At 34.3% G+C, this 648-nt stretch carries 1 pseudogene; it reads right to left on the bottom strand.

Annotated elements, in window-relative coordinates:
- Positions 1-648 (bottom strand): annotated as a pseudogene (locus NE054_RS08460) (aconitate hydratase B); the annotation flags it as partial.

Here is a 648-nt window from a genome sequence, read left to right as displayed (position 1 = left end):
AAAAGCAATCGGATATCCGGATTTTTTAAGTTCATTGATTTTTTCTATTGCATCCGGCATTTTGGATTTTAACATACTCAATGCATGTAAAGGTATATCACTTCTTGTAGACGCTTCTGTAGCAGGGGAGAAATCATCCGTATTCGTCTCTCCAGGTACTTTAAACACTATCGCGGTAATTTTTTCAGGTAAAGGCTTTTTATTTAAAAACCACTCAGCATTTGCCCAAGATTCTAAAACTTCTTTTGCATACTTGTTAGTTTTAGAAAGTTCGACTACATCATTAAATGCATCGTACACTAAAAGAGTATTTTTTAAAGCATTTGCAGCCTCTTGTGCAACTTCCGGATCTTTATGGGATAAAGCATCGATAAGAGGTTTTACATTATAACCACCTAACATTGTACCCAATATCCAAGCAGCTTTTTTAGGAGAAATAGCAGGAGAATGGGCTTTTCCTTGGATGATGTCGTTTAAAAATGATGCTTTTACAAAAGCTGCTTCATCAACTCCTGGCGAAATTCTGTTTAAAAATAAATCCATTAAAAAATCTTCTTCTATTATAGGAACTTGTTTCAAAAGATGAATTAACTCTTCCGTTTGTTTTGCATTTAAAGGTAAAGGAGGAATTCCAAGTTTTGACCTTTC

This window comes from Sulfurihydrogenibium sp., assembly GCF_027448985.1.
Taxonomy (GTDB): Bacteria; Aquificota; Aquificia; order Aquificales; family Hydrogenothermaceae; genus Sulfurihydrogenibium.
The sequence above is the reverse complement of the archived record's forward strand: the minus strand, read 5'-3'. Positions and strand labels throughout refer to the sequence as shown.